Annotated in this window: 17 protein-coding genes; 5 read left to right on the top strand and 12 right to left on the bottom strand. The window is 49.0% G+C overall.

What is annotated here, in order from left to right:
* Positions 1-101: 101 nt before the first annotated feature.
* A complete protein-coding gene (gene ligA / locus AB7D94_RS00740; protein ID WP_420263726.1) occupies positions 102-2,147 on the top strand; it encodes an NAD-dependent DNA ligase LigA in 2,046 nt (681 codons plus the stop codon).
* 9 nt (positions 2,148-2,156) lie between these two features.
* On the opposite strand, the gene AB7D94_RS00735 is transcribed toward ligA, so the two are convergent.
* Positions 2,157-2,786, bottom strand: coding sequence for a LexA family protein (locus AB7D94_RS00735; protein WP_420263725.1), 630 nt, complete (start codon positions 2,784-2,786; stop codon positions 2,157-2,159).
* A gap of 276 nt (positions 2,787-3,062) precedes the next feature.
* Between AB7D94_RS00735 and AB7D94_RS00730 the strand changes: the two genes are divergently transcribed.
* Complete coding sequence (locus tag AB7D94_RS00730; RefSeq protein WP_420263724.1) at positions 3,063-3,440, top strand: hypothetical protein; 378 nt, start codon at positions 3,063-3,065, stop codon at positions 3,438-3,440.
* Positions 3,441-3,444: 4 nt separating this feature from the next.
* On the opposite strand, the gene AB7D94_RS00725 is transcribed toward AB7D94_RS00730, so the two are convergent.
* Positions 3,445-3,711 carry an IS1/IS1595 family N-terminal zinc-binding domain-containing protein gene (locus AB7D94_RS00725; RefSeq protein WP_420263723.1) on the bottom strand — a complete coding sequence of 89 codons (267 nt, stop codon included), beginning with the start codon at positions 3,709-3,711 and terminating at the stop codon, positions 3,445-3,447.
* Positions 3,712-3,896: 185 nt separating this feature from the next.
* On the opposite strand from AB7D94_RS00725, the gene AB7D94_RS00720 reads away from it, so the two are divergent.
* Positions 3,897-4,214, top strand: coding sequence for a hypothetical protein (locus tag AB7D94_RS00720; RefSeq protein WP_420263722.1), 318 nt, complete (start codon positions 3,897-3,899; stop codon positions 4,212-4,214).
* A 115-nt stretch (positions 4,215-4,329) separates the two neighbouring features.
* Here the strand turns inward: AB7D94_RS00720 and AB7D94_RS00715 are convergent, their stop codons facing one another.
* The 6 genes from AB7D94_RS00715 to AB7D94_RS00690 form a co-directional block, all read right to left on the bottom strand.
* Positions 4,330-6,690: a CHASE2 domain-containing serine/threonine-protein kinase gene (locus AB7D94_RS00715; protein WP_420263721.1), complete on the bottom strand. Its 2,361-nt coding sequence runs from the start codon at positions 6,688-6,690 to the stop codon at positions 4,330-4,332.
* Positions 6,691-6,980: 290 nt separating this feature from the next.
* Positions 6,981-9,572 carry a PEP/pyruvate-binding domain-containing protein gene (locus AB7D94_RS00710; protein ID WP_420263720.1) on the bottom strand — a complete coding sequence of 864 codons (2,592 nt, stop codon included), beginning with the start codon at positions 9,570-9,572 and terminating at the stop codon, positions 6,981-6,983.
* Complete coding sequence (locus AB7D94_RS00705; RefSeq protein WP_420263719.1) at positions 9,569-12,139, bottom strand: PEP/pyruvate-binding domain-containing protein; 2,571 nt, start codon at positions 12,137-12,139, stop codon at positions 9,569-9,571. The genes AB7D94_RS00710 and AB7D94_RS00705 overlap by 4 nt, the downstream gene beginning before the upstream one ends.
* A 49-nt stretch (positions 12,140-12,188) precedes the next feature.
* Positions 12,189-12,602, bottom strand: a complete 414-nt coding sequence (locus tag AB7D94_RS00700) for a response regulator (RefSeq protein WP_420263718.1) — start codon at positions 12,600-12,602, stop codon at positions 12,189-12,191.
* Between the two features lie 34 nt (positions 12,603-12,636).
* Positions 12,637-13,725, bottom strand: coding sequence for a sulfite exporter TauE/SafE family protein (locus AB7D94_RS00695; RefSeq protein ID WP_420263717.1), 1,089 nt, complete (start codon positions 13,723-13,725; stop codon positions 12,637-12,639).
* Positions 13,726-13,764: 39 nt separating this feature from the next.
* Positions 13,765-14,367, bottom strand: coding sequence for a hypothetical protein (locus AB7D94_RS00690; RefSeq protein ID WP_420263716.1), 603 nt, complete (start codon positions 14,365-14,367; stop codon positions 13,765-13,767).
* A 289-nt stretch (positions 14,368-14,656) separates the two neighbouring features.
* Between AB7D94_RS00690 and AB7D94_RS00685 the strand changes: the two genes are divergently transcribed.
* Both AB7D94_RS00685 and AB7D94_RS00680 read left to right on the top strand, forming a co-directional pair.
* Positions 14,657-16,132, top strand: coding sequence for a sensor histidine kinase (locus tag AB7D94_RS00685; protein WP_420263715.1), 1,476 nt, complete (start codon positions 14,657-14,659; stop codon positions 16,130-16,132).
* A complete protein-coding gene (locus AB7D94_RS00680) occupies positions 16,129-16,764 on the top strand; it encodes a response regulator (RefSeq protein WP_420263714.1) in 636 nt (211 codons plus the stop codon). The genes AB7D94_RS00685 and AB7D94_RS00680 overlap by 4 nt, the downstream gene beginning before the upstream one ends.
* A gap of 153 nt (positions 16,765-16,917) precedes the next feature.
* Here AB7D94_RS00680 and AB7D94_RS00675 read toward each other — a convergent pair whose 3' ends face one another.
* From AB7D94_RS00675 to AB7D94_RS00660, 4 genes are all read right to left on the bottom strand, one after another.
* Positions 16,918-17,265: an ATP synthase subunit I gene (locus tag AB7D94_RS00675; RefSeq protein ID WP_420263713.1), complete on the bottom strand. Its 348-nt coding sequence runs from the start codon at positions 17,263-17,265 to the stop codon at positions 16,918-16,920.
* Entirely contained in the window at positions 17,258-17,482 is a 225-nt protein-coding gene (locus tag AB7D94_RS00670; protein ID WP_420263712.1) for an AtpZ/AtpI family protein, read from the bottom strand. The genes AB7D94_RS00675 and AB7D94_RS00670 overlap by 8 nt, the downstream gene beginning before the upstream one ends.
* Positions 17,483-17,650: 168 nt before the next feature.
* Positions 17,651-18,883 carry a sulfate reduction electron transfer complex DsrMKJOP subunit DsrP gene (gene dsrP / locus AB7D94_RS00665; protein WP_420263711.1) on the bottom strand — a complete coding sequence of 411 codons (1,233 nt, stop codon included), beginning with the start codon at positions 18,881-18,883 and terminating at the stop codon, positions 17,651-17,653.
* A 16-nt stretch (positions 18,884-18,899) separates the two neighbouring features.
* The gene (locus tag AB7D94_RS00660) at positions 18,900-19,793 is read right to left on the bottom strand and encodes a 4Fe-4S dicluster domain-containing protein (RefSeq protein WP_420263710.1); all 894 of its coding nucleotides are present in this window, start codon (positions 19,791-19,793) and stop codon (positions 18,900-18,902) included.
* Positions 19,794-19,837 lie beyond the last annotated feature (44 nt).

Here is a 19,837-nt window from a genome sequence, read left to right as displayed (position 1 = left end):
GCTTTCAAAAACCCTTTTATCAATAGGTGCAAATTTCTATATCGGAGCTTGGGACTGCCGCCCCCGATGCAACTTCCTGCCCCTTCGTGATATACTATGCCGTGGAAAAACGTGTAGACGATACGAAGGCTCAAATTGACAGGCTCGTTGAACAGCTCAACCGCTGCAACTATGAGTATCATGTCCTTGACGCCCCTGAAATCTCTGATGAAGAGTATGACAGCATGTTTCGGCTTCTGCTTGAATTAGAAGGAGGCTCCGGCTATACACCCCCCAACTCACCATCTCTAAGGGTCGGCGCCCCGCCGTTAGATAAGTTCGACAAGGCAGTCCACTCCATCCCTATGCTGTCGCTTGATGATATTTTTACGTTTGACGAGGTGCTCGCCTTTGACCAGCGCGTCAGAGATATTATAGAGACTGCCGATGTTGCCTATACCGCCGAACCAAAATACGACGGGCTTGCCGTTGAGCTTACCTATGAAAACGGCCGTCTTATCAGGGCGGCAACGCGCGGTAACGGCACAACCGGCGAGGATGTTACGCAAAACGTAATGACCATTAAGACCGTCCCCCTGTCTATCTCCGGCGATGACGTCCCTGAGCTTATTGAAATACGCGGCGAGATATATATGACTAAGGCGGACTTCGACGCGCTCAACGAAGGCCGTATGGAAGGCGGTAAGCCCTTGTTTGCCAATCCACGTAACGCCGCCGCCGGTGCCGTCAGGCAGCTTGACCCCTCAGTTACGGCAGAGAGGAAACTCCGCATCACCTGCTACGGCACGGGAATAATCAAAGGACTAACGCTCTCCTCTCAGACAGAACTCATAAGCTGGCTGAAAAAACACCTCTTTCCCACACCCTATCGCTTTCAACCAGCTAAGGACATCCACGAGGCCATCGAATATATAAGAGAAATGGACGCCGCAAGGGCAACTCTCCCATTTAACATAGACGGCGTTGTGGTTAAAGTTGATGATTTCGCACTCAGACAACGGCTGGGCGACAAAACGAGGTCGCCGCGCTGGGCTGCCGCCTTTAAATATCAGGCACACCAGGCACAAACACGCATTTTGAATATCGTCCCAAGCATCGGCAGGACGGGCGTCATTACACCGGTTGCTATACTTGAGCCAGTCTCTGTGGGTGGGGTCACAGTGTCGCGGTCAACGCTTCACAATTGGGACGAAATCAGGCGAATGGACGTTCGCACGGGCGATACCGTCATAGTCGAACGTGCAGGGGATGTCATCCCCCATATCGTATGTGTACTCTCACATGGCGCATCATCAGACATAGAGGTTGCCGAGCCGGTGGTATGCCCTGAGTGCGGCTCAAAGGCTGTAAGGGAAGATGGGGGGGCAGTGCTCAGGTGTGTCGGGCTGAACTGCCCGCCGCAGCTTCAGGGTCGTATCATTCACTTCGCCTCACGCCCGGCGCTCAACATTGACGGTCTTGGAGAGAAAATCGCCGTCGCCCTCTTTGAAAGCGGCCTCGTCAAAGATTTCACAGACATTTTCAGGCTCACACAAGAAGACCTCGAAAAACTCCCTCGATTCGCCGAAAAGTCAGCGGTTAATCTCATTCAGGCCATAGAAAAGAGCAAGACTACAACACTGGCTCGTTTCATCTTTGCCCTCGGAGTTCGGCACTCCGGTGAGTTTGCCTCACGGCTCATAGCGCAACACTATGAAACCATCGAAGCACTGTACGGTGTAAAGGCCGATGCCCTCAGCTTGATAAAACAAATGGGAGATAAGACATCCTCGGCGGTCTCGGAGTTCTTTTCAGATGCGGGAAATATAGAGACGATAGAGACGCTCAAGACACTGGGGTTGACAATAACAAACCCTGATTTCGGCACCGCGGAAAATAAGGACACCGGCACTAAAGACTCCGGGCGGAGGCTCGCCAAGCTCACGTTTGTTATCACCGGCACACTGCCTGTGTCTCGTAAGGATGTCGAAGGACAAATTCGCCGCGCGGGCGGGACAGTCTCTGCCTCGGTATCAAAGCAGACCACCTGCCTCATAGCCGGAGAGTCCCCAGGCTCGAAACTCGACAAGGCGCGCGCCCTCGGCGTAAGAACCGTCTCCTACGAGCAATACATGGTTATGTTCGGGCCATTGTCAGAGCAAAGTTAATGAGCAGCACTAGTATTCGACGTACTTTGCGATAACCTTACCGACAATTCTCAGGTCTTTTCTGTCTCTGCCGCTGATAATGATGTCGTCGTAGTCAGGATTCAGCGGTTTAAGAAGTACGCTGTCATCAAGTATCTTCAGTTTTTTCAACGTCACGTCATCACCAAACTTAGCTACGACATAATCGCCGCTCACGGTGGCCAAAGAGGGAGAAACGACGACAAACTCGCCGGCCTTAAACTCTGGCTCCATGCTGCTGCCGTCAACCAGTAAGGCAAACGCGTGCTCATCCTTAGTATCATAGGCAAGCCATTTATCGGCATAGCCGGGCTGAAAGATGTCAACCGCCTCGTGCCATAGGCCCGCCTTGACCCAGGAGATAACAGGTACCTTTCTGGCCTTTTTTAGCTTTGCGTGGCTTATGTTGGTGTCTGAGTAGAAATCTTCCTCCGGAATTCCAAGGGCCTTTGCGATTCGGCTGATGTTTTTCTTGCCGAAACCACGCTTGCCTGTCATATAGGCGTTTAAGTTTTGGGGCATGACGCCAATCATAGCAGCGAGTTCCTTCTGCTTGATACTGCGCTGTTGAAGTATCCTGATAATCTTATTTCTGACGCGTTCATCAATAGCCGTGTTCATAGTATGGATATGATAACACAACCGGTGGCAAAACATACATTATTCGCCATGTATTTATGAGATAGCCATATAAATAAAATTGCATTATAAATCTAACTAAATAAATAATATATATTGACATATAATATTATATGTGTTATATTAGTCTATGCGGCTGAGGTCTTCTGCCCCCGGCGGCGGCTCCACTGAAATAGGTCTTTTACTGACACGCACATATTATTGAGCCTTCACGCGGCTCGAAAAACTGCGGCCTCAGGCCGGAAAAAGGAGGATAAGATGGAAGAACACGAGGTGTCAAAAAAGGGTGCCGCTTTGGTGGTATCCTGTATGCGGTGCAAAAAATACATAAGCTGTAACGAGACATGCGTATATGTAGACAGGATTTTGTCGGCTAATTCCCATACGAAAGAAATATTGACATCCGACAATGTGCAGATGCGCGACTACAAGGAGGTTTTGAACGAACTCAGGGAAGTCCGGGACATGAGCAAAAAAATCAACATTGGGAAAATCAGGCAAATAAAAGACATCAGGCTTCGCGCGATAGCACTAATGATATACGGCAAAATCAGTATATTTGAGATTGCCGCCCTGCTCGATAAGTCTGTCTCGCAGATATACAGAATAGTAGGCAGGGGGCCATCACAGGCCTGAGTTGTCAGAGTTGTCTCCTCAGGAAGGTCCTGCACGATGGATAAGCGGAGCATCGGAATCTCACGAGTTCCCCTTTTTTCATATACAGGTGCATGGGCCTTCCACACACGGGGCACTTTGGCCTGTCTTTTAGTTTATCAGACACACTGCCCGGAGAAAACTGCCGTCCGCAGACCAGACATAAACGCCGTGGTTTACCGCTTTTCGTCTTCCCGTACCTATAGGACGCGTCATGGCCGCATACAGGGCATTTTACTTGTGATTCTTTCACCTACAACACCCCCGCGCCGCTATTATATCACATTTTGATCAGACGGCGGCAAGTCCACTGCCGTTAATTATGCTATATTTCACCTGAATATAAAATCTTTTTACACATGAATTAAAGTTTCGGCTAACAACAACCGATGTAGAATCTACAACTGAAGTACGTGAATGACTTACAAGGAGGTTAATATGTCGAATATTGGAGGCGTTACACAGGGCGTTGTTAATGCGCCTGCGGCTAATTCAGCACCCGTCACCCCAAAGAAGGCTGAGGTTGAAGCTCCCGCCCCTCAGACAAGCGCGGCAAGCTCATCTGGCGCGGCTACTGTCCAGCTTTCAAACGCTGCTCAGGCCCTGCTATTACAGCAACAGGGACTCACCGCGGCACAGATTTCCCATAAGCTGGGCATAAGTATCAGCAAAGTAAACGGGTATCTGGCGTCAGGGACAAACACTAATACTACAACAGCCGTTGCGGCAACACCAAAGGCAAGCGGCACAACATAAATCAACAGGAATCGCTGCAATTAAGGCGTCGGCGTTTCTCTAACACTGGATGAGAGGGTGGTTCTTCTGTCCGGTGTTAGGCTGTTCGTTCCTGGGACTCAAGTCCATCACGAGGTCATACGCCCTGCGGGGGTGGCGAGGCCGGGCGTTTTACGAGGGTTTTTTTACATCTGTTTATTGCGTCAATAAGGTCTTTGCCGCGGCTAAAACGGTCGGCGGCATTTTTTTGGAGCAATTTATCTATTATTTCTGCTACGCATGAAGGGATTCGGGGTTCTATGCTTTTAATAGCGGTCGGCGCGGTACCCGTAATATTATACATCAGCGTTGCTATACTATCGCCCTTAAATGGCCTTTCACCGACCAGAAGCTCAAAGAACACTACCCCCAGCGAGAACAAATCAGAGCGCCCATCTACCTTGCGTCCGGCAATTTGCTCAGGCGACATATAGCTTGGCGTACCCAACACCATGCCGGTCTGCGTCTTGGAGGACTCCATAACCCGCGCAATGCCGAAGTCCGTAACCCGGAGTTCCTTGTTATTGAGAAGCATTATATTGGCCGGTTTTATGTCCCTGTGGACGACGCCGTTTAGATGGGCGTAGTCCAGCGCCTCACCCACACGCGTTACCACGCGCAGCACCTCTCCGAAGGGCAGCCTTGAGTCCTTTGCGCAGTATCTCGCCAAATCCGCCCCTTCAAGCAGTTCCATCGCCATGTAGGCTATATCTTTATCCTCGCCGACATCGTACACGCGCACGATGTTGGGATGAGACAGCTTGCCGGCGGCCTCGGCCTCCCGAAAAAATCTCGTCTTTATCTCTTCAACCTGTTCTGAGTCAATATCTTCATAGCTTAACGTCTTTATCGCCACATCACGGTTTATCTTAGGGTCTTTCCCAAGATATACAACTCCCATAGCACCGCGCCCAAGTTCTCTCAGCACTACATAGCGTCCTAAGGTTGATGTGGCACCGGCAGACTCCATAATTACTGTAGCCTCCTCTATCGGTGCGGCTGTAACGACTGGCTCCGCTGGCGCTTTGACTTTTTTCACAGCGTCTGACTGACCCTGGCCCTGAAAACTAAGCCCGGGCATCTTATTAGTTTCGCTGCCGTTGTCTGCTTCTTCAGTCCCGGTCTTTCCCTCGCTTGGTACCCCCCCCCTCAACGCAATGGCCGTATATCCCAAAAAGAGAAGCACTATCGGGTAAGTCATTTTTATCCACAGTCCCTGAGAGTAAAACAAGTATATGCAAACAATGCCCCACACAATTGTCACCCCTGCGGTGACAGCGGCGCCAACGCCAGCCCTAAGGCGTGGAATCAGAAAGGCTATAAGACCTCCAAATAGCGCCATCACGGCCAGTTCTAAATACACGAGCCATCCCGGACGCCTTATATGATTTGCGTTAAGGATATTTTCTATCACGGTTGCCGTTATTTCGACGTTATTAAGATTACTCCGCAGTGGGGTCGCACCAACGGCACCACGCACAGTGGCCGTCAGTCCAATCAGCACTATTTTACCACTGAACGTTGCGGCTGGAACCTTATCGTTCATTACGTCAAGGAAGGAATAATAGGGAACGCTCCCCGACTTGCCCGTGTAACTGATAAGCATCTTTCCATTTTCGTTTATGGGGATTGTTATCTTGTTGGCCCTGATTTCGTTGTCGTTGTTTATTTGGATATCGTTAATCCCATAGCCCTGATAACTGATGGCAAGCGCAAGGGCAAACGAGGGAAAGAGCCTGTCCTTATAAAGAATAAAAAGTGGCTCACTACGCACAACACCGTCGCTGTCCGCCACTATGTTTAAATGGCCAAGGCCGAGTGCCTTGCCGGCAATGTCCTGTGCCGGGACAACGATACCACGGGCAGCCGTAAAAGCGCCCCCCGCGTCTGCCCTGATGGAGTTTTTCACCATATAATCGGCCAACTGGGCTGTCGCACTGTTGACATCATCGGTAAATTGAAAAGACAGCGGGAGAATAACGTTATTCGATGACTCAACAACATCGGCAAACGCCGCACCGCTGTTTAGTTTGTGTTCGGCCTCAATGAGCGCCTTTCGGATTTCAACCACATGGGGGTCTTTTTGTGCCGCGGAGTCTTTATCTATTCTCGCCGTGATTTCTCTTATAGCCGACAAGCCCTCACTATTTTCGGATTCTGAATAGATAATCCCTACCCCGACGGCCTTTGCTTTGTATTGCCCGAGTTTGCGCACCATATCGGAGACATACGCACGCGGCAAGGGCCACCGGCCAAGTTTTTCAATACTGATTTCATCTATTCCTACGATGACAACGGGCGACGATACCTTTTTCTGCCTCAGTGCTCCCCTCAGGTCATACGCCATGTACTCAAGTTTTTGAAAAGGATACCACTGCACGCCAAAGGCCAGCATCACAAAAAGCATCACCGCTGCCCCTATTGCCCAATCCGGTATCCTTGCCGTCATTGTCTTCATTGCACGATTTTAGAACAAATGCCGCTATTTATACAATCCCCCCAGGGCAATCGCATTAGAAATTGCCCCCCTTATTTTTGTCATTCCGGCTTGTCCGGAATCTGTCCTTATGCATCAGGATACGTACAGTCATTATGAAACTCCCACTAAAGGGAAGATTCCGGACAAGCCGGAATGACGGAAATGGACAAGCCGGAATGATTGCAGAGGTATCTCCTGCCTAATTTTTCTAATGCGATTGCACTGCAACCGCGTGTGTTAAACTCCGCCACCATCAAAGCAAAACATATTTATACGGCAAACGAGTAATTACCCTCAAGAAATGCCTTCACGTACCAGTCCTTGACCTCAAGGCTGCTTATTGCCATGTCAAGTTGCCTTGAGCATCCTAGCAGACGGCCAAGCATCGCGAGCTTTTCCTCTGTCTCCCCTTTTGACGCCCCATTGAGCGCCGCTATTACCAAATCCCCCTTTACCTCTACCTTAAATCCGAATGCCTCTGTCACCTCTTTGATGAACAAGGCGCGCCTGTTTCTGCCATCCACGCCTGCCCCGCCGCCGTTAAATCGAAAATTGATGTAATTATTGATATAACTCTCACCGCAAAACGCGTCTATTATGGAGTAGTGGTACGCCAGCTTAACGCTGAAATTAATATAACTGTCAGTGATGATTACATACGCCTTCCCACCCTTTTCAGACACTCCGGTGTTCACAAATGAACGCGCCATCACAGAGGCCAGCCCCCCCATGTCAATGGCTACCGGGCCTGACCAGCAGACGCCCTCATGCGACATGCCGCGCCATAACGCGTTAAACGGCACTGAACATATGTGCGCTATGGATAACCTCTTCAAAAACTTTGCCTCGTCAACGACCCCGCCATCAAGGTCAATAACATAAAACCGCAACGGCACACGCTCAGATACAAGCACCTGCGCAGAGCCGCCGTCTTCTGTCAACTTCCCAATGCGAAACATCTCCTTTACAGATATTTCATGCACAAATCTGATTACATCGTGAACCGTCCGGATGTCCCCGGCAGATACCCCCGCCTCGCTTATAGTGGCCAGATTAAGGTGGGTTATATTTCGCATGGCAGCCCTGATAACCGCCTCTGATTGAAAGAAAAACTCCTCAGGTACAACCCTCTCCTGCGATGACAACAGGGTCTGCCTGCCGACGCGCCCCTCATATATGCGCCCGGTATCGCCATCTACCGTTACAGAGTCCACACCTCCCAGGCTCTCCTTTATGTCCCTGACGTTTATTACCATCGGGATACCGAACTCACGCGCCACCGTTGCAAGATGGCTTGTCCTGCTTCCGGTTTCTATTACCAGGGCCGAGGCCAGTGACATCAGCCTCACGTAATCGTTAGACGAATTTTTAGCGGCCGCCACCGCCCCTTTGGGAAATGTCGCAATCTGCTCAAACCTGTCCACAAAATATACCGGCCCGTAAGCCACGCCGCGGCTGGCCGACTCTCCTTCCGCTATAATATTTATCGCCGCTGGTGTTGCCTGCTGATATGCCGACGAGACAACCCTCCTCACCTGCAGTGGCCTGGCCTGAAGTATAACCACCCTACCCTTGTCATCCACTGCCCATTCTATGTCCTGAGGCGCTTCAAAGTGCCTTTCTATTATGCAGCCGAAATCGTACAGCGATTCTATTTCGTCCTCTGAAATTGTCGGAACCGCGCGTAAATCATCAGGGACGGCAACCTCTTTTACACTGCCGCCCTCGTCCAGTACCAACTCAGCGTTTTTATTGGAGATGCTCTTGCTGATTATGCCGCCGTCTTGTTTACGGTCTAAAATGTATGTGTCAGGGGAGATTGTCCCATCAACGGCATATCTGCCCTGTCCCCAAATCGAACTCAAAATGGCCTCGTCCTTATCGGGACTGCCGGGGTTCAGCGTGTATAGCACGCCGGCAGAACGGGAGTTAACCATCTCCAGCACCAAAACCGCCATAGGCATGTCCTTATCCCTGATTCTCTTGGCAAGGCGGTAAAACAACGCCGTCTTGCCATATTTACTGGCTATGACCTGTTTATACGCCTCAACAACGGCATCTGCCCTGACGTTCAATATGCTCTTAAACTGTCCGGCAAATGAAACCCTCCCGTCTTCACCAACGGCGCTCGACCTGACAGAAAACCTTTTATCGCCACCTATCTTCATTACCTCATCCATAATCTGCCCTGCTATCTCTGAAGGCACATCAGCGTCCATAATCAATCGCTCTATCTCCTCAGAGGCCGAATCAATTCCATCATAGGAGTCCATAGAAAGGGGGGCAAGCAGGGCGTCTATTTTTCGATTCAGGGCGTTGGCGGCCATAAATTCCCTATACCCGGCTGTCATTACCGAAAAGCCCCGCGGCGTGGGCAAATGTAGTACGTTATGAATCTCACCAAGGTTGCTGGCCTTGCCGCCCGTATCTTTTATATCCTTCGCAGAGATTTTATCAAGAGGCGTGACAAATCCGCCTGAGGCCAACTCCGATTCCTCATTGACAATGGCCATAGCAGTTTCTCTGATTTGCTCAAGCACTCCAAAGAGAAACATATAACGCTTGTCTGTCATATCGTTCAGGCTCTGTATGAAACTGAAGGAAGTGCTGAAAATCCTTGCCATGTATGATTTCAGGGCGGGGACGGTTATGGTCTTCTTTTCGATTTCCTCTTCGATTACTGAAAGGGTGTTCAGAAGCTCGTTGTTTTTTAAAAGCAAATCCTTATAACTGTAATATCTTCCCCTGAGTTCCTGATAGTCGTCATCAGGGATAAGAAGCTCGTCCGAAAAATCATCCTCCTTTTTGTTGAACCTCCGAAACAGGGATTCGGCCTTGCCAATCAGCGCCCTAAATCTCATGCTTCGCTATAATCGTAATTTCCACCGAGGAAGTTTGTGGCGTAGTGCCTTATTGTCTGGTCATTACACTGCATGGCGTTGAACTGCCGCGTGTGGGCGGCCAGTCTTCCCAAATGGTTCAGGAGTGTTTCCATCTCCAATCTCGTAATGTTATCGGCACGGGCGATGACTACACCGCCCTTTGTATTAACTCTCATGTCTAATTCCATTAGTATCGCCCCTATAAGGCGTGAAGTATCTGAATTGGACGGAGTTTCGGCGGCAAATCTGAAATAGACATGGTTGTCCTTTATATTTTCACCGCAGTAACAATCAAGCATCATAAAATAATTCCCTAATCTCAATGTAAGATTAACATATTCCTGTGACACCACCGCCACGTTATCGCCATCATAACACAAAGCAGGCGTTTTGCGCTTTACCGGCGCCACCGGCATAGCAATAGAGTCCTCACGGTGCCGCCATATGCCAGGCAGGCCCATCCCCTCTACTATCGCCTTAAATGGAACAGAAGTAATATGCTCCGGCGCGGCCTTGCCGTTGCTCCCATACAGCCCCCCGCCGATGTCCACTACACATATATCTACCGGAGTTGGCGCGTCAAGCCTCACGGCGGCGTTGTCGCTCAGGATTTCCTTGTAACGGCTTGTATTGGTGGTCAGCTCTTCCACTCCCTTTTCATGTATAAATCTTAGTATGTCGTGAAAAGTCTGGCAAGCCCCGGCAGTAAAATGGGCGCGGTCTGTGAGGTTCAGAGGGGTCATATATCTCAGTATTTTCTTCAGAATCCTGAATTCCTTCTCCTCAGCCAGGTTAATATCCTCTGTAATGTTATACCGGAGAAGTTCCCTTACAGTCCCCGCATATACCTTGTTGTCATCGGCATCAACGGTAACCTCCTCACCATCTTGCAGCACACCGGCGGCCATAGCCGCGTTCACTATGGTTGGCACACGAAACTCGCGCGCAATGTTTGCCATATGGCTGGTAGGCGTCCCTATCTCTGTGATTATTGCGGCGGCCTTGGGCATAATTTTTATGAACTGCGAAGAGTCGTGTTTTGCAACAAGCACCGAGCCGCATTTGAAATCCTTCAGGTCTTCCATGCGCCGCAAAACAAAGACCTTGCCCGCCCCAATACCACGGCACGCGATTATACCCTGCCGCTCCATGATAACCTTATATTTTTGCAGACAGGAGCAGAGAATGTCCTTTGATGGGTTGTCCTGCCCGGCGGAGATATTAAGCGGCCTGCACTGCAAAAACGACGGCTCCCCCTTATCGTTGACAGCCCATTCTATATCCTGGGGCTTTTTAAAGTAATGCTCTATGACGGTGGCGTGGCGGGCGAGGTCTCTTATTTGTGCGTCACTGAGACATTGCCGCTTTCTGTCATCTTCGGTTACGGGTACGTTTTTTATCCCTCCGCCGGGGTCGCATACATCCATCACCGCTTTTTTACCTATCTTTCTCTCTATAATATTAAATGGCTCATTCTTGCCGACGATATAAACATCCGCGTCAACACTGCCCTCTGCCACCGTCGTGCCAAGCCCCCAGTTCGCGCTTATGATGACAATATCCTTGTCAATGTCGTTTGGGTCAATCGAATACATTACGCCGCTTACGCGGGAATCCACCATCTTGACACATCCAACGCTCATGGCCATCGGGGAGACATCCTCCGCCCCTGCGTGTTTCAGATATGCCATCGCCTCAGGGCAATACAGGCTTGCCACAACCTTTTTGTACGCCGCGGTAAGACTTGTTATTTCGGCTGGCACGTTCAGCACCGTTTCGAACTGCCCGGCAAAGGACGTCTCAGTGTCCTCCCTCTGTGCGCTGCTCCTTACGGCCACAAAGCAGGGCTTGCCGTTACCACCGTTCATTGTCGCAAGTGACCTCTCAAGTGCCGCTTCCATGTGCTTAGGGAGCCTGCCGTTTCTGATTACCTGCTGAACCTCCGGGAAAAAACTGTCATCTATGCCATCGCCGTTGCGGGTATATTTTTTTCTCAGAGATTCAATCTGCTCATCTATGTGGTTATATGCGATAAATTCCCTGAACGCCCCCGCGGTTATGGCAAATCCATCGGGTATGTTGAGGTTAAGATAGTTGCCAGCCTCGGCAAGGGCCGCGTTTTTTCCACCTACCTCGTCCGCCATTTCCCACGTGATATTTTTATAGAACATCACTGTCTCTTTTAAATCCAGAGGCTGCTGGTCCTGGAGTATCCTGTCAACCTGGGTGTTTATCCTCTCAAAAACCCTGTGAAGGTATAAATATTTATTCTGAGAAAGGGCGTTTAAGTTGTAGAGGGACTGAAACAGGGTATCTGAAAACTCGGAGTAGGATTTCTTTATATAGTTGATATCGAAGATATAATTCCCACCAAGTTTATCCCCCATGTCGGCCATGATCTCAAGGGCATGGTTGTTGCAGTTTAACATCTGTCGAAAGCGGTTATATACGACCCGCAGAGACAGCCTGGCGTCAGACAACTTTGCGTCCTGTCCGTGGTCTTTCCTAGAAAAGGCACCTAAGAGTTTTTGCATAACGTTTGTCATTTTATCACCTTTGTCATCTCATTTCTATCACGTTATCATCACGTCATTATCACACCAGGGCAAGTGTCTCGTGGCGTTGCCTTTCGGCCCTGATATCCCTTTCAGCCCTGCCAATCACCTGTTTGATACTGTCAATCTCCACGGGCTTGGAGATGACGTCAAAGACCCCTTTTCTAAAGGCCTCTCTGACCATTTCAGTCTCGGCAAACCCTGTAAGGATAATCACCTTCGCCCCGGGATTCTTTTCCCTCGCTGACTCAAGCACTCTAATCCCATCCACGCCATCCATTCTCATGTCGGTTACGATAATATCATAGGCCTTTCTGTCCATCTCCTCTACGGCGAGCGCCCCCTCGCCAAAGACCGCTACCTCATAACCGGCCTTTTCCATAATCTGCTTCAGGCGCTTGCACACAATTACCTCGTCGTCAACGACCATCAGACGGCACTTATTTTCTATCACTCAGCGCTCTCCTTTAGTGGCCAGATAACTCCACTTATTCCACGCTCGTGGAATAACTGACTTCGATTGGATTTCTCTCTCTGGCCTTTGCCCGAAACGTCCAGAAGAGGATTAAAAACGTGGCAACAAGCCCGCTCCCAAAGAGAAATATCTTACTGCCCATCTCAAGCATTGCAATCGTGTCCTTACTCATGTCTATAAGATGTAAGTTTTTGCAGTTGACGGGTATCGCAAATAATCTTGATATAACACATAAGAGAATCAGCACCGCCGTCACCATCCTGATATATAGCTCTTTTACCACCTTAGTCCCTACCACGCCGAAATATATCCCCGGCAAAGAGCCAACATAAAGTAACAGTACCAACCGTAAATCAACATAACCATGAAGGGCATAGTTGAACGTACCCCATCCCCCTGTGAACACGGCCAGAAAAAGCTCCGTGCCGGCGGCTATCGCCGTTGGAACCCCGAACAGGTAAATCATCGCCGGTACGCCGATAAACCCTCCCACGCCAATTGTCCCCGCCATATAGCCGGTGGCCAATCCCACTACAAGGAGGGCGGCAAGGGAGATGTCAACCTTTGCAGTCTTAAAATGTATCATAGGCTTGAGCTGAAACTTTCTGGACATTTTTAGTAGCGTGTCAGAGGGTCCGGTTCCAGGCTCTCTCTTTGACCTCAGTGCGTCTTTCAGCATGAATGAGCCGATTATACTGAGCACGACAACAAAAAAAGTGCTCACATAGAGGTCTGAGCCGTCTTTCCCCATCTTATCGAAGAAATACTTGTTTACAAAGACCGCGAGACTTATTCCGGCGGCGGCCGTAATGAGTAAAAAAAAACCTAGTTTTTTATCTACGTTGCCTAGTTCGCTGTGCTTTTTTGAGCCCATCATCGCCTTTCCAAACTTATGGGCAATATTGCTTGAGACCGCAATAACACCAGGGATGCCCAGGTTCATCATACCCGGAGTCATTAAAAAAGCCCCCCCGGAGCCTATGAACCCTGAGATTGTACCTCCAATGAAACCAAGCACCACCAGGCCCAGCATGTACCATGGATGCGCGTCAAAAATCTGTGTCATGATGCCAGCGCTTTCTACAACATGTGGATCTACCATTTTATAATCCCTCCTAACCGAATTTATAACGCCTGTACCTTATTTCTCAAGTCTGAACAGCTTTGGCAAGATATGCACCGTATTTCCCCATACCCAGGCATGGACAACAACCACGGCCAATGTGACGGCAGCCCCCGTGACTGTCATAGACATAAACAACTTCTCGTTAAGTGTTACAATCTTAGGGAACAATACGCCGTACATTATCAACGACCCTATGGCATAGGCCATGAACACGCCCATGTTTATGCCCTTTTTTGCCCTTTCAGGGGTTGAATCCAGGGCGCGGGCGGTCGTCACCGGAGCCGATAACTCCTTTTTAAGGATTATCCCGTTTCTTATGAGGCCATCAAAGACACTGTCACCCACCAGCACAAGGCTCGCCGGCATAAGACCCTTCATCTTGCCTATAAATTCCTCCGGTTCAGTACCCACCACGTATGAACTGAACCTGACCCCATCTCTGGCAAGCTGCTCCGCGGCAGAGTCCAACCGCTGCTTATTCAATTGTGTACTCTCTGAGGCCGCCACCGGCATGATGCCTATTATCTCGGTGTCAGCCGATTTTGACGCCTTTAGCGCATATCGCAGCAGGGGGGAGTCCATTGCCCATTGGTCATCAATTACTATTATCCTCTTCAAGCCTTACCTCCTTCAGTATTTCCCATAAATATCTTAGGTTGTGGTGATTTCCCTGTTTTCGATGCCTGATATTGCCGAAAGCGCCATATCTATCGTTACAACTGACACGTCCCACCCCCTGCCGTAAGCTATGCCTATATGATATTGGTAATTACAACCTGATATCAACACGCAAAAATACATATTATCAGCAGTTGAATTGCTTATTTATTATAGGTAAATTACCTATGGCAATTTGCTGGCATATTCGCTACAATAGACTCATTATGGAGAAAATGCCCTAATTGAAATGGCGCATATATTTTTTGAGCATGATTTAGACGTAATATATTTTGTCTATGGCCTGTCATTTTTTATCATGGGCTACAGCATCCTGACCCAGTGCAAACCAAACAGTATCTATAAAATCGGCAGGATTATCTGGCTCCTTGGCCTGTTCGGCGTACTGCACGGCATAAATGAGTGGCTTGACATGTGGGCGCTCATTAAGGGCAGGACAAAGGCGCTTGATTATACGAGGTGGATATTTCTCATCGTGTCCTATTGTTTTCTCATGGACTTCGGGCTAAGGATGTGTTGCAACAAAAGGAAACAGGTATTTGACTGCAAATCTTCTTACAACATCTGGTTCATTGCCTCTATAGTGGCGGCAATAGCGGCAATTTCATTTCAATCTGACAATTTTTTGGTTACATCAAATATCCTGTCGAGGTATTTTCTTGGACTAACCGGGGCACTGCTTACAGGGACGGGATTTATCATGTATTACTACAGGGAGGATGAGAAACTCAAAAATGCCTCTAACATGAAGTACAAGTTCTGGATATTGGCCATGTCCTTTCTTATCTATGGCATACTTGGGGGGTTAATCGTCCCAAAGGGCGATTTCTTCCCGTCAAACGTGCTGAATGTCGAGTGGTTCCACTCGGTCACAAACATGCCCGTGCGATTAATCCGGGGGATTTTTATAACTATTTCAGCGTTGAATATAGGCAGCATCCTTTCCACCTTCCAGCGGGAGACCAATTACCGGCTGGAGGAGGCGCTGGCTCACAGAAAGGTAATCGAAGATGAGCTTATCACCTCAAAGGGGCAGCTCCGGTCTTTGGCCACACGCCTCCAATCCCTTATTGAGAAGGAAAGGACAAGAATCGCCAGAGAACTCCACGACGAATTAGGCCAGTCCCTCACCTCGCTAAAGATAGACATAGACGAGCTGCTCATATCAAACGCCTCTGCCAGCAGGACGGTCTTAATATCTCAAATACACGACATAGAGAAGTCCATAGACACGATTATTGACCGTATGCACAACATTGCCACAGAGCTGCGTCCGAGCATCTTAGACCAACTCGGCCTGTTGGCGGCCATAGAGTGGCAGGCAAGGAAATTCGAGCAGCGTACAGGGATTAAGTGTAACGTCAGGTACAATGCAAAGACCACCTTCGCACTTGGCAGTTTTGGCGCCGAGGCCGCCACAACACTCTTTCGCATATTTCAGGAGGCCATAACAAACGTCTGCCGCCACGCAAACGCGAATAAAGTTAACGCCTTCATGTATAATAGAGGCGATGTGCTTGTGATAAAAATAGTTGACGATGGTATAGGAATAGAAGGGCCTAAGATATTCGATCATAATTCCCTGGGGCTTCTGGGGATGCGCGAGCGTGTGGCCATGAGTGGATGGCAAATGGAGATTAAGGGGAAATCAGGAGTGGGAACTGCCGTGAAAATATATATTCCGGGTATGAGTTCTGAGAGATGATAAAGATATTGCTGGTTGACGACCATCCCATAGTAAGGGAGGGAATAATAAAGATACTTCACAGGCAGCCGGACATTGAGACGGTCATTGAGGCCGAGACGTCAAAGGAGGCGCTGTCGCATCTGAAAACGTCACAATTTAACGTTGTAATTCTTGATATTTCCCTGCCAGACAAAAACGGCCTTCTCACACTTGAGCAGATAAAGCACGACTATCCGGGCTTGCCTGTGCTTATTCTAAGCATGTACACGGAGGAGGAGTACGCCATACAATCGTTGAAATTGGGAGCCTCAGGGTACTTGACGAAAAAGGCCCTGCCGGATGAGCTATTGAAGGCCATACAGAAAATCGCGGCGGGAGGGAAATACATAACCGCCACACTGGCAGAGAAACTCGCTTGTGAACTCGATAGAAAATCGGACAAGCCCCTATATAAGTATTTGACAAACAGGGAATTCCACGTAATGGAGATGATAGTAGCCGGAAGGACCCCAAAGGAGATAGCTGAGCTGTTGACACTGAGCGTAAGAACCATCAACACCTACCGAAGCAATATCATGGAGAAGCTCCAGTTGAGAAACAACGCCGAACTGGTACGCTATGCCATAGAAAATAAGCTGTTTGATAAGTAGTGGCTCATAATAGCAAGGGGATTAAAGACGAAGGGGGGGTAACCCCCCCTTCACCCCGTAAATCTCGCCATGTTTTGTCAATCAAGTTTCACCTGCCGCTCGTTGGCGGCTTCACGCTCCGGCTAAAGGCTGCCGCGCTGTCAATTTTGGGTCTCAACTCTTTTTCCCTGAGCCTGAATATCCAGTCACCATCACAACCAAAAAAGAGACCGTCAGGCCGATGGACAGGCCGATTATCTCCGCTAATTTCAGATAAATCAACACAAACAATGCCCCCATCACCACTATCAGCCTTACCATATTGAATATAAGCATAACAGGGGCAACATTATCCGTGTTGAGCAGGCTGGTGATACTCTTTGAAAGAAACACGAAGTTCAATAGTCCCACAATCCCACCCAATAATATACTCCGCGACAGATTTCCATACCCTGCCACAAGCGCAATAAGCACAACAGCCACTAAGACCACCAGTGTTACAATGGTGACATTTCTAATCATCTTTTGACAATTCCTTCTTTGTAGTCCTGAACAATTCAACAAAACCAGAGATAATCCCCAAGATAAGAAACGTAACGGTAAGATACGGCCCTGTCTTAAAGAGCATGTCAAGCCCCTTACCTATAAAAAACCCGACAAATGTCGCCACAACGATGTTAATCCCAACCTGGCTGGCAAACAGCAGGTGCTTAAAACCACCCGGGGGTTTTTCAGCCACTAACCACCTCCGGGGCGCACGGGGAAAATACTGAAATAGGGGGAAACGGCAACAACACTGAGCAACCGGCATGACAGAAAGACACCGCCCCCCTGCGCCTGTCATTCCCGCGAAAGCGGGAATCCAGAGAGGCCAGGACACAAGGAGCCACCGTATTTTGCAAATGGCTCAATGGACAGGGATTTTTCGCCTCTGTCCCTTTGGAATCAGACTCAGTTCGCCCTTATAAATGGGTATGGCCGTTTTCAGCAGGATTGTATAGATAAGCGCCCCTACTGACCAGATACCGGCAGACACAAGCAGTTCTGTTGCCGAGGGCAGGTAATCGTATATCTCACCCAGCGTGTCGGGGATAAAGCCGGGGACAATCAATCCCATGCCTTTTTCTATATACACACCTATCAGCACCAAAACACACGCTATATTCATCGTAGTAAACCTATGCCTCATGCCGGGCATTAAGAAGATTATGAAGGCAGTAACATTACAGCACAGCGCAACCCATGTAAACGGCACAAGGACATTGTGGTGTACCCCGCTCTTTTCCAAACCGAAAAACAGATAGTCCATCGGGGCCATATGAACGCTCTGCGAATAAAACTCCTTAAATATCTCGGCCGCATACAAGAAAAGATTCAACCCCATCATGTACGCAATCAATTCGGCTATCTTTTGAATGGCCTCGTTTGACACATCAACCTCGGAGACCTTCCTTGCTATCTGAAAGACCAGAACCATAAGCGCCGGGCCGGAACACAGCGCAGAGGCTATAAACCTGGGGGCAACAATTGACGCATTCCAAAATGGCCGCGCCGAAAGGCCATTGTACAAAAACGCCGTCACTGTGTGAATACTGAACGCCCAGGGTATGGACATAAACACGATTGGCCACATGACAGACATCTTATACTCCTTCCCCTGCGCCGCCCTGTAGAGGACATACAGCACCGCCGATAGATTTATCAATAAGTAACCGTTTAACACAATGACGTCCCACACCAAAAGAGAAGAGGGAAAGTTAGGGTGCAGCATAAGGTGCCATGCGTAAATGGGCTTGCCCATGTCTGCAACAACGAACAGAATACACATTACCACCGCCATCACCGCCATCATCTCTCCGAAGAGGACGATTTCTTTTATCGGTTTAAAATTATATATGTACGACGGTATCACAAGCATCACGGCGGCGGCGGCCACGCCAACAAAAAACGTAAAGTTTGAGATATAAAAACCCCACGATACCTGATCTCTCATGTTCGTAACGATAAGACCCTTGTCGGTTTGCCAAAAATACGCGATTGCCCCCATGGCGATAAACAATCCCAGAACCGAAAGCCACGCATAATACAGTTTGTTACCCTTCATTAAGTGGCGCAGTAAGTCTTTAGCAAATTCTATCATGTCCTATGCCTCTCCTCTACAAACTAAAGAAATAAAAAAAACTGGGATGAGTGTTAAGTTCCTCTTTTAGCCTGAATACCCGCTTTGTCTCAATACACATACTGATTTCGCTCTCAGGGTCAAGGAGATTGCCGAATTTCCTCGCCCCTACAGGACATATCTCCACACACGCAGGGTACCTGCCAGGGTTTTCCCTCGTCCTCTGGATACAAAACGTGCACTTTTCCACATGGCCCTTGAACTTTGGACGATTGCCAAGATAGTGGGTATTCGCATTAAACTGCTCAGGGGGTACCTGAGGCTCGCCCCAGTTAAACTTCCTCGCGCCATATGGACAGGCAGCCATGCAATACCTGCACCCGATACACCAGTTGTAATCAACAACCACTATGCCGTCCGGTTCTTTCCATGTCGCCTTTGTCGGACACACCTTCACACAAGGCGGGTTGTCACACTGCTGGCACTGCACCGGCATATAAAAGTGTCCCGGTTCCGGCACCGTGTCGTGTTCATAGTATTTATTCGATTCCTCAAGGTCATTTACCCATTTCTCGCCATTTTTGAACTCTAATACAGTTATGTATTGTATCTGGGGGTTGCGCGAGAGATTGTTCTCGGTAACACAGGCATACACGCACCGCCTGCACCCTATACATCTCGAAAGATCAAGGCCATAGCCAAATTTTACACCCGGCAGGGCTTCGTTTGTCTTGATGTTTATCTGCACCCCGGTCTTGTCCTTGTACTCCTTTTCAAGCCTTTGGGCGACCTTCTTCTTTTCCTCCGGAGTCATCTCCCTGAAATATTTCTGAAAAAATGTCTCCCATAAAGACGCATCACTCTTGTCCACCGGCATAAGCAGTCCGCCAAGGCCAATCGCCGCACTTTTTATGAATTCTCTTCTTTTCATGTCCCGTACCCTATCCCTTATTTATAAAAAACCTTAATTTAGAA

This window comes from Candidatus Magnetominusculus dajiuhuensis, from assembly GCF_046044395.1.
Taxonomy (GTDB): Bacteria; Nitrospirota; Thermodesulfovibrionia; order Thermodesulfovibrionales; family Magnetobacteriaceae; genus Magnetominusculus; species Magnetominusculus dajiuhuensis.
Note: the sequence above shows the minus strand (reverse complement) of the source record. Positions and strands in the feature narration are given on the sequence as shown.